Below are 11,201 nucleotides of genomic sequence, written 5' to 3'. Positions count from 1 at the left end.
TTTTTTTACAAATATTAAATATATATTATATTTAGTGATATAATTAATATTGTGTAAATTTATTAAAGAGGTGTCGATATATGAATAAGTTAAAAGAAGTTTTATATGGAGAAATAGAGAGTTTCAGGGAAACTGGACATAAGTTCTTTAATGGAGAGCTAAATATTATGCAATTTAAGCATGTTTCTGGAGGATTTGGAGTGTATGCTCATAAGGGAGGAAAGGAGTTTATGATAAGGCTTAGAATTCCTTCTGGAGTAACTAATGTAAATGAAATGTATAAGGTGTATGAATTCGCAGAAAAGTATAAACTAAGCAATATACATTTTACAACTCGTCAAGCAATTCAATTACATGGATTAAATATAGATGAAATTTGTGATTTAATGATTGAAGCTCTAGATAATGATATATATACAAGGGGCGCAGGAGGAGATTATCCAAGAAACGTAGCTATATCACCATTATCAGGAGTTGATTCAAGTGAGGCTTTTGATGTAACTCCATATGCATTAGCTGTTGGAAATTATTTTTTAGAGAGAATATATACTTATAAATTACCTAGGAAAATTAAGGTTTCCTTTTCAAATACTGAAAGTGATTCAGCACATTGCACAATTCAAGATTTAGGATTTGCTGCAACTGAAAAGGATGGAAAAGAATATTTTGAATTATACTTAGGTGGAGGATTAGGTCAAAATCCTAAAAAGGCAGTTAAATATACAGAGATGATTGAGCCAAAAGAGGTAATTTATTATGTAGAAGCGTTAGTAAGATTATTTATGGCTGAAGGAAATTATGAAAATAGAAATAAAGCACGTATTAGGTATATTGTGGAACGAATGGGAGAAGAAGAGTTCTTAGAGTGTTATAAAAAACATTTGGAAGAAGTTAAATCCAATGAAAATTTAGAGATACAAGTTAATAATAAAGTATATTCTAAAGAGGGTATAGAAATAGATATTAATAATAAAAGGATATTTAAACAAAAACAAAAAGGATTGTATAGTGTTTATATTCACCCAATTGGTGGTCAACTTGCGGTTAATGATTTAAAAAAGATTTTAGATAAAGTTAAAAACTTTAAAGAAATAGAAGTTAGACTAGCAATGACTGAAGGAATTTATTTTAGAAATTTAAATGGTAATGAGGCAATAGAGTTACTAGAGTTAACAGAAAATATGAGTGCAAAGACTGAGTTAGAGCAAAGTGTGTCATGTATTGGAGTACCAACATGTCAAATTGGAATATGTAATAGCCAAGGAACATTAAAATCAATTATAAATTACTTTAAAGAAAAGGAATATTGTTTAGATATATTACCAAGAATTTATATATCAGGATGTGGAAATTCTTGTGGAGTACATCAAATTGGATCTATAGGATTTACTGGTAAAAAGAAGAGAGTAGGAGAAAAGATAGAAGAATGCTTTACTTTATTTATCGGTGGAGAACTTGGAGTAGGAAAAACTAAATTAGGAAATTCATATGGTGATATTCCAGCAAATAAAATTCCTGAACTATTATATGAACTTTCTAAAAAAATTGAAAACAGTAAATTAAATTTTAATAAATATTTATTAGACAAAGAACAAGAATTTAGAGAAATAGTGAGTGAATATACAGTATAGAACTCTACATATGTATACTTTTTTACTCTTTAAGAAATTATAAAAAATTCATGATGTAGAATAAATATTTATAATTTCTTCCTTTAGTTGGCAAGAGATAATATGTAAGTTTACGTTGGCTTGGAGTGGAAGGACGGAAGAAGAAAACTTATATATTACCTTTTTTATAAGCTTTCACTTACAAGAAAAATTAGAATGATGATAAATATAATTATCACATATAATTTATAAGATTTTTGGAAAACATAAAATAGAAATCTTAAAGTAAGGAGAAAGATAAAATGAAACAAGTAAAATTTAAAGGATCCCCTATAACTTTAGAAGGCAATACATTAAATGTTGGAGATAAGTTGACCGATTTTACAGTAACAACAAATGATTTAGGTGAATTTAGCTTAAAGGATACAAAAGGTATAAGAGTATTTCTTACAGTACCATCAATTGATACACCAGTTTGTGATATGGAAGTAAAAAGATTTAATAAAGAAGTTGATAGCTTAAACGGAGTAACTTGTTATACAATTTCAATGGACTTACCCTTTGCACAAGCAAGATGGTGTGGATTAGAAGGAGTAGAAAAAGTTAAAACATTATCAGATTATAAAAATAAAAGTTTTTCACAAGCAACTGGGACTTATGCAAAAGAGTTAGGATTATTAACAAGAGCATCCTTTGTAGTAGATTCAAATAATACAGTGACATTTGTTGAGTATTTAGATGAAATTACAAGTGAGCCAAGTTATGATAAAATTTTTGAAGCTGCTAAAGAAGCAAAATAACATTAGTAAAAAGTATTTGGAAATCCAAATACTTTTTATATTTATAATGAGAATATTAAAATAGTAAAAAAGTTAATAATTTTGAAGATTTAACTAATAATATCATATGTAAAATATTGGGAAAAGGTATTATAATTAAGTAGGAAATTACCTTAACAAACATGCACTTATTTTGTACTGGGATAGTAAACCCCCAACATTAAACGTTTACTAAGGTGTGTTTGATTTGATAATTTACAATAATTTAGGGAGGTAAAATATGTATCGTAAAAAGAAGAGAATAATATCTCTAAGTGTTTTAGTCACGTTAGTTTTATCTATCTTAGGACAATCAATTCCAATAGATGCAGCAGCAATAGAAACAGTAAATCGAGAAATTACACCATGGAAGGGTGAAAAATGGCCAGAATTAATACAGGCAGAAACAAAACTTGGACCAAATGATAAAAAATTTACTCACAAGGAATATATGGGGATAGGTTATACTGATCTCAATGGTAAAACAGTTAGGGCGGTAGATGTGTTTGGAATAAATAGAGAGGAATCATCTACTTCAACAGTTGCTTATCATGATGTAGAATCAGCTCGTCTTGGTGCTTTGAATTATGAAAAGGAAAGATCAAATTATTATCAGCTATTAACAGGTGAAAATAATGATTGGGATTTAACAGTAGTGCAAAATGCCAGTGAAGCACAGAAGTTCTTAGACAATGGTTTTATGAATTCTAATTATGAATTAGATAATAATGATGGGTGGAAAAATGTTTCTTTACCAGCAAGCTGGACAAGCTATGGCTTCGATTTTCCAATATATACAAATGTGCAAATGCCTTGGCAGAGCAAATATGATCAAAATGTAACAGTTCCAAAAGCTCCGGTGAATTATAATCCTGTTGGACTATATCGTAAGAGTTTCGTATTAAATGAAGATATGATACAAGATAATGGAAGAGTTTATATATCATTTCAAGGTGTAGAATCAGCTTATTATGTATATGTAAACGGTAAGGAAGTTGGATATAGCGAAGATAGTTATAGACCACATGATTTTGATATTACAGATTATCTAAATCCTCAAGGGGAAGAAAATTTATTGGCTGTAAAAGTTCATAAGTTTTGTGATGGTACCTGGATGGAAGATCAAGATATGATTTATGATGGAGGGATATTTAGAGATGTATATCTTAGATCAACTCCTAGTACACATATATATGATTATTCAGTAGTTACTGATTTAGATGAAAATTTTATTAATGCAGAATTAGACTTATCTTTAAAATTAAAAAATTTATCATCAGAAATTTCCTCTAATTATAAAGTTGATGTAAAACTTTTTGATGAAAGTGGAGTTAATATATTAGAAGATGATGAAATGATTATTCCTATATCCAATATAGAATCTAATAAAACAGTAGAAGTAAAAGGGCTTAAAACTATCGTTTCTCCTAAATTATGGTCAGCAGAGAATCCAAATCTATATACATTAGTAATGACATTGAAAGATAGTAGAGGAAGCCATTTAGAAAGTTTATCACAACAGCTTGGATTTAGAGAAATAACATTTACTAGTAGTGCCGTAAACAATAGAACTGATTACAATAGAGTAACTTCATCTTATGATACTATTAGAATAAATGGTCAACCGCTATTATTTAAAGGAACAAATCGTCATGATACTGATCCAGTGTATGGTAAGCATGTTCCAAGAGAAGTTTTAGAAAAAGATGTTGAATTGATGAAACAATTTAATATCAATGCAATTCGTACATCACATTATGGAAATGATGAATACTTATATTACTTAGCGGACAAATATGGCTTATATATGATGGGTGAAACTAATGCAGAATGTCATAGTTTAATGAATAATCAAAATGCAATAGGAACTTATTTAAAACCACTTACAATGGATAGAACAAATACTTCATTCCAAACATTAAAGAATCAAACAGCTATAGTTATGTGGTCAATAGGAAATGAAATGTCTTATAGTAAAAATGGGGCAAATAATTTGTATCCTGAAATGGTATGGTATTTTAAAGATCGTGATAATACGCGCCCTGTTCATAGTGAGGGTTTAGGATCGAATGGGGGAGTAGATACAGATAGTAATATGTATCCAACTGTAGATACTACATGGTCTAGAGCATCAGCATCAACAAATATGCCGTATGTACTTTGTGAATATTCTCATGCTATGGGAAATGCGGTAGGTAATTTAAAAGAATATTGGGATGCTATAAGAAGCTCAGAAAATATGATAGGAGCCTTTGTATGGGACTGGGTGGATCAGTCACGTTTAGCTGAACTACCAAAGCGATATAGCATTAAGGATCAAAGTAGTAATTCTGCTAATGGAGCTGTTTATGGAAGTGGAGTAGCAGTAGATGCAGAAATAGAATCAATAACAGGTAAAGCATATGATGGATATACTATAATTGAATCCCAAAATAATAATTTATATAATAGTGAACTATCAGGAGATAATGCTTCATTTACTTTTGAAGCAATTGTAAAACCAGCATCTACAAATATGAATAGTGTATTACTTTCAAAAGGCGATAATCAAGTTGCCTTAAAGACACAAAGCTCTGGAAGTGGATTAGAATTTTTTGTAGTTACTAATGGAAGTTGGAAAAGTTGTACTGCGAATTTCCCGGAAAATTGGGTTGGAAACTGGCATCAAGTTGCAGGAACTTATGATGGTAGTACTTTAAAGATATTTATTGATGGTGTTCAAGTTGCTTCTAGAGCAGATAAGGTAACTGTTGATTCAACAGAAGCCCCAGTAGCTGTTGGATATGATACAGTAAGAAGTAGAAGTTTTGATGGTGAAATATCAATGGCACGTATATACAAGGATGCATTAACAGCAGATGAACTAAAAGCACAATACAATGTTAATCCTGAAATAAGTTCAGATTCATCAAAAGTATTAGTATGGATAGATTATTCAAAAAATATAGAGGAAAGTTCAGATGGCGTTTGGGATTATTATGCATCATCTGATGTATATCAAACTTTTTATAATGAAGAAGCAAATGGTAAATTCTATGGTTATGGTGGAGACTGGGGAGATACTCCAAACGATGGAGACTTCTGTAATAATGGATTAATATCAGCTGATAGAACAGTTCAACCAGAGTTATATGAAGTAAAATATCAATATCAAAGTTTCTGGTTTAAAGCCAATGAAAATGAGGTTGCTACAAGAAAAATTAATGTTTACAATGAAAACAATTTCAAAAATCTTAATGAATATAATCTTAATTGGCAATTATTAGAGGATGGTCAAGTAATTGATAGTGGTGTAATGGCTGATGTAAATGTTGCGCCTAAAGAAAGCAAGGCAATAAATATACCATATAATATGCCAGAGCAAATTAAAGCAGGTTCAGAATATTATTTAAATATTTTTGTAACATTAAAGGAAGATACTTTATGGGGAAAAGCTGGTCATGAAGTTTCACATGAGCAATTTGAAGTAGCTGCTAATGTGCCGAAAGCAGCTCCAGTTATTTCAGAAAAAGATATTGATGTGGAAGAAAAAGAATCAGAGTTTTTAGTATCAGGAGAAAACTTCTCTTTTAATATAGACAAGACAACAGGATTAATGAATAACTATGTTTATAATGGAGAAGTATTAATTGAAGAAGGACCTACTCCAAACTTCTGGAGATCTCCAATAAGTAACGATAATGGTAATTATGATGGCACTTGGAAAAATGCAAACCAAAATATAACTGTTAATAGTATAAATGTAGGTAAGTCTGAAGATGGAAGAACTGTAATTACAAGTGATTTAGTATTAAATAACGCAAAAGGAGCAACAGAAAAAATTATATATACTATAAATGGAACTGGAGAAATAACTGTTAATCTTACAACAGATGCAACTAAAACAAGTATGGGAAGATATTTGAAAGTAGGATCAACAATGACTTTACCAGAAAATTATGAAGATGTAACTTGGTATGGAAATGGACCAATAGAATCTTATCAAGATAGAAACACTTCTTCAATTGTGGGAGTTTATGAAAATACTGTATCAAATTTCTTCTATCCATTTTTGAAAACTCAGGATTCAGGAAACTTGACAGGAGTTAAATGGATTAGCTTAAAAAATTCAAATACTAATAATGCATTATTAGTAACTAGCAAGGAATTACTTGAAGCCAGTGCGTTACATTTCACGGCTCAAGATTTAAGTAATACAAGACATCCATATGAATTAGGGTCTCCAAGAAAAGAAACAATATTATCAGTAGATTATGTATCACAAGGTAATGGGAATAAGAGTTGTGGACCAGATACACTACCACAATACAGAGTAAATAATGATAAAGCATATAATTATGAATATACAATTGTACCATATACAACAGATAAGTCACCAATGGAATTAAGTAAAGCGTGGAGAGATGTTAAAGGGTTTGACGAAAAAGAAATATCAAAAGAAATTAAGGATTTAGTAGTATATTCATATTCTCAATATGATGATATAATGGGTCTTAAATTTAAATATGACAATTTAAGCGAAGAACAAAAACAAATAGTTGGAGAAGATCTTAAAAATAAGCTTGTAAGAGCAGTAAAAGATGTAGAAGCAATTAATGGAAAAGCTCCAGCATATATAGAAGATAAGAGTAAAAATAAAATAAATCCTATTATTATGAAAAGTGCTACTTTAGTCACAGATGATATTAGCGGTATTAAGCTAAATGGAAGATTAGAGCTTGCTAATAATAAGGGAGAAAATGAAGAAGATATATTTGACTCAATATTTAAAGGTAAACAAGCATTTACAACTGAGACATGGGTAATGCCTACTGGTAGTGGTAAAGACTACAATATGATTATAGGCAAAGGAGATAGTAGCTTTGGCTTAAGGACTAGAGATGGTAGTTCAGGAAAAATATCTGTAGATATTTTTGTTAAATCTACAGATAATAAATGGTACACAAAAGAAGCTATTATTGATGTTCCGTCAAATTGGATAGGAAATTGGCATCAAGTGGTAGGAAGTTATGATGGTAATGTATTATCAGTATATCTTGATGGAAACCTACTTGGAACAGCTCCAGTTTCAGCAAATGGTGTTGTACAAAATGATCAATCCTTATGGCTTGGATATTGTCCAGAAACAAATAGAACAAGTGATTACAAATTTGCAAGTTCTAGAGTTTACTCTAAAGCGTTGACAGAAGAAGAAGTAAAAGCACAAAAAAATGCATTTGAAAATAAAGAAAATGAATATGCAATTAATCCAGAAGATAATTCAGTTGTTATGTGGTTGGATATGAAGGACTTAGTTGTTCCAGGAATAAATTCTGAAGAAGCTAATAAATCATTATTAACTAATTTATACAATGATTTAAAGGATAAAATAAAAGAGGATTATACAGAAGAAAGTTGGAATAACTTTATTGAGGCGCTTAATGAGGCAAAAGCTATACTTGACAATAAGTATGTACAACAAAGTGAAGTTGACGAAGCATTTAATAAATTAACCCTAGCAGCAAGTATGTTAGAATATGCGGTTGACAAGGAAACTTTAGCAGGAACAATAGAGATTGCAAAAGAGAAATTACAAAACCAAGATAGCTTCACACCTGCATCAGTAGAAAGTTTGAAGAGGGCAATTGAAAAAGCAGAGGGAATCCTAAATAATAACGAAGCTACTCAAGAAGATGTTAATAGTATGGTTGAAGAATTACTTGAAGCAATGATAAACCTAGTTGATAGAGCTGATAATTCATCATTAGTAAGCATTATAAATACAGGAGAAGCTTTAATAAAATATAAAGATAAATATACTAGTTCATCATGGGATAAATTTATAGTAGCTTTAAATAATGCAAAATTAATTGCAGAAAACGGAGATGCTACAGAAAATGATATAAGTAAGGCTAAGGATGAGCTTGGAGAAGCTATGGTGAATTTAGTATTTAGAGCAAATAAAACATCTTTAGAAACAGTTTTAGGTGTAGCAAATAAAGTCCTTTCTAATATTGGGTCATACAAGCCTATAACAGTTGAGGGTCTAGAAGCTATAGTTAAGGAAGCTCAACTAATAATTGAGAAAGATGATGCTAATCAACAGGAAGTTGATAGAATAACTAAAACCTTATTAGATGCAGTTTCTAAGGTATCTATAAAAGCTAATAAAGAAAATCTAATAAATGTAATAAATAAATTAGAGCAAACAGACTTAACAATTTATACAAAAGCAAGTTCTAAGGAATTAATTGATTTGCTAGAGAAGTCAGATGAAATATTAAAAGACGAAAATATTGAACAATCAAAGGTAGATGAATTACAAGTTAATATTAATTTAGCAATAAATAAATTAGTATTGAAGGGAGATAAAACAGAATTAAATGCAAAAATAGCTTCAGCAGAGAATTTAGATAAAGAAAAATATACAACTTCTAGTTGGAATGTATTATCACAATCTTTAGTTAATGCAAAAGATGTAGTGGATAATCAAGATGCAGATCAAAAAATTGTTGATGAAGCATTAGTTGCTTTAAACAATGCAATTAAAGGTTTAATCACAAAAACTGATGAAGATAATACAAACAACAATGGTGGAAACAATAATGGTGGAAATAATAACAATGGCGGAAGTAACAATCAAAATAATAATAATGGAAGCAATAATCAAAATGGAAAAGGTGATGATTTACCTGAAACTGGAGGAACAAACTCTTCATATGTAATAATACTAGCTATAAGTATAATGATAGCTGGAGGTATCCTTACAAATAAGAGAAAGAAAGATGCAACTAATAATTAAGAGCATATAATATTTAAGGAGAAGCCAAAAGGCTTCTTCTTTTTTGAATTCGCTAATAAGGTATGTAAATTTAAAAATAGAAATATATTTGAATTTATTATATTATAGATATAATGGCTATTTATTATAAATTCTATATTTATAATTTGTATAATTGAAAATAATATAAATATATGCAAAGATAAATAGATTTTGATTAAATAAAATATTTACTATTGTAGTGAAGACGTGTAAAATAATAAATTAGTCAAAGTATGTTAGAAAGGACTGAATTTAAATGCAAGGAACTTGGATAGAAGTTAGAGTTATAACTAAAAGTGAAGCACTAGAACCTGTTTCAGGAATATTTTATGGATTAGATTGCAAGGGGGTTGCAATTGAAGACCCAAATGACATATTAGAAAGAGAACAAGGTCCATTAACTTGGGATTTTGCAGATATAAACGTATTAGAGCATAAAGGTAAAGTAGCAGTTGTTAAAGCTTATTTTTCAGAGGAAGATAATATAAATGAAATATTAACGTACATAAATGAAAAAATGGATGAACTTAAAGAGCTTGGAATTGATACAGGATTAGCTAAAGTAGAAAGTGAAAAAATGTTTGAAGAAGATTGGGCTAATAACTGGAAAAAGTATTATAAACCAACTAAAGTAGGCGAAAAAATAGTTGTGAAACCTATATGGGAAGAATACCAAGAGCAAGGTGACGAAAAAGTAATAGAACTTGATCCAGGTATGGCATTTGGAACAGGGACACATGAAACAACAAGAATGTGCATTCAATCATTAGAAGAGTATGTAAAAGCTGATAGCACTGTTTTTGACGTTGGATGTGGCTCAGGGATACTTGCTATAGCTGCAGCTAAACTTGGGGCTAAAATGGCAGTAGGAGTTGATCTAGATCCGGTTGCTGTTGAGTCTGCAAAAGAAAATGTTGGATATAACAATTTAGATAATATACAAATACTTTATGGTAATTTAGTAGAAGTAATTGATGGAAAAGCAGATATAGTAGTTGCTAATATAATAGCAGAAGTTATATGCATTTTAACAGAAGATGTAAAAAGAGTTTTAAAAGATAATGGATACTTTATTACTTCAGGAATAATACATGACAGAGTAGAGATGGTTACTAAAAAGCTTGAAGAAACTGGTTTTGAAGTAATCGAAATAAATAAAGATGGGGAATGGAACTGTATAGTTGCAAAAGTAAGATAAGTTTTAAGGAGAATGAACAATGCATAAATTTTTTACTCCTAAAGAAAATTTTATAGAAAATAAAGCAAAAATATTAGGTGATGATGTAAAACATTTATATAAAGTACTAAGGCTAAATGAAGGGGATAAAATAGTTTTAAATAATTGTGATGGAGAAGAATTCACAGGTATTATTTCAACAATAACTAAACAAGAAGTCATTATTGAAATAATAGAAAAGCTTCAAATAAACAATGAAAGTAATGTAAAAATATATTTGTTTCAAGGATTACCAAAAGCACAAAAGATGGATTTAATAGTGCAAAAAGGTACAGAACTTGGAATTACTGAATTTATTCCAACTCTAACAGATAGAGTTGATATAAAGTTAAAAGGTGATTTTAAAAAATTAGATAGGCTTAATAGAATAGCTTTAGAAGCGGCCAAACAAAGTAAGAGAAGCTTAATACCAAATGTAGTAGATCCAATTAGTTTTGATGATGCTATAAATAAAATGAAGAGTTTAGATATAGTTATAGTTCCATATGAAAATGCAGAAAACTTTGGAATCAAAACTCTATTTAGTAATACTGATATTGATAAATCTAAAATCAAAACTGTGGGGATACTAGTTGGTCCAGAAGGCGGTTTTGAATTAAATGAAATAAATAAACTACAAGAAAATGGAGCTTATATAGTAACTTTGGGAAGTAGAATACTTAGAACAGAGACAGCAGGTTTTGTAGCTACTTCTTTAGTTCAGTATGAGCTAGGAGATTTAGGAGGAAATTAAT

5 protein-coding genes are annotated in these 11,201 nt (G+C 29.7%); all 5 read left to right on the top strand.

Features of this window, described 5'->3' with window-relative positions; genetic code table 11:
• The first annotated feature begins 80 nt into the window (after positions 1 to 80).
• The 5 genes from A500_RS08500 (at position 81) to A500_RS08480 (ending at position 11,200) form a co-directional block, all read left to right on the top strand.
• On the top strand, positions 81 to 1,631 hold the full coding sequence (locus A500_RS08500; RefSeq protein WP_016207171.1) for a nitrite/sulfite reductase: 1,551 nt from the start codon (positions 81 to 83) through the stop codon (positions 1,629 to 1,631).
• Positions 1,632 to 1,912: 281 nt separating this feature from the next.
• Positions 1,913 to 2,410 (top strand): thiol peroxidase, encoded by a 498-nt coding sequence (tpx, locus tag A500_RS08495; RefSeq protein WP_016207170.1) that lies wholly within the window; start codon positions 1,913 to 1,915, stop codon positions 2,408 to 2,410.
• Positions 2,411 to 2,669: 259 nt separating this feature from the next.
• Positions 2,670 to 9,209: a glycoside hydrolase family 2 TIM barrel-domain containing protein gene (locus tag A500_RS08490; protein WP_016207169.1), complete on the top strand. Its 6,540-nt coding sequence runs from the start codon at positions 2,670 to 2,672 to the stop codon at positions 9,207 to 9,209.
• Positions 9,210 to 9,486: 277 nt separating this feature from the next.
• Positions 9,487 to 10,428, top strand: a complete 942-nt coding sequence (prmA, locus tag A500_RS08485; RefSeq protein WP_016207168.1) for a 50S ribosomal protein L11 methyltransferase — start codon at positions 9,487 to 9,489, stop codon at positions 10,426 to 10,428.
• 19 nt (positions 10,429 to 10,447) lie between these two features.
• Positions 10,448 to 11,200 (top strand): RsmE family RNA methyltransferase, encoded by a 753-nt coding sequence (locus A500_RS08480; protein ID WP_016207167.1) that lies wholly within the window; start codon positions 10,448 to 10,450, stop codon positions 11,198 to 11,200.
• Position 11,201 lies beyond the last annotated feature (1 nt).

The organism is Clostridium sartagoforme AAU1 (assembly GCF_000401215.1).
Lineage (GTDB): Bacteria > Bacillota > Clostridia > Clostridiales > Clostridiaceae > Clostridium > Clostridium sartagoforme.
This window is presented reverse-complemented; position numbering and strand designations above follow the sequence as displayed.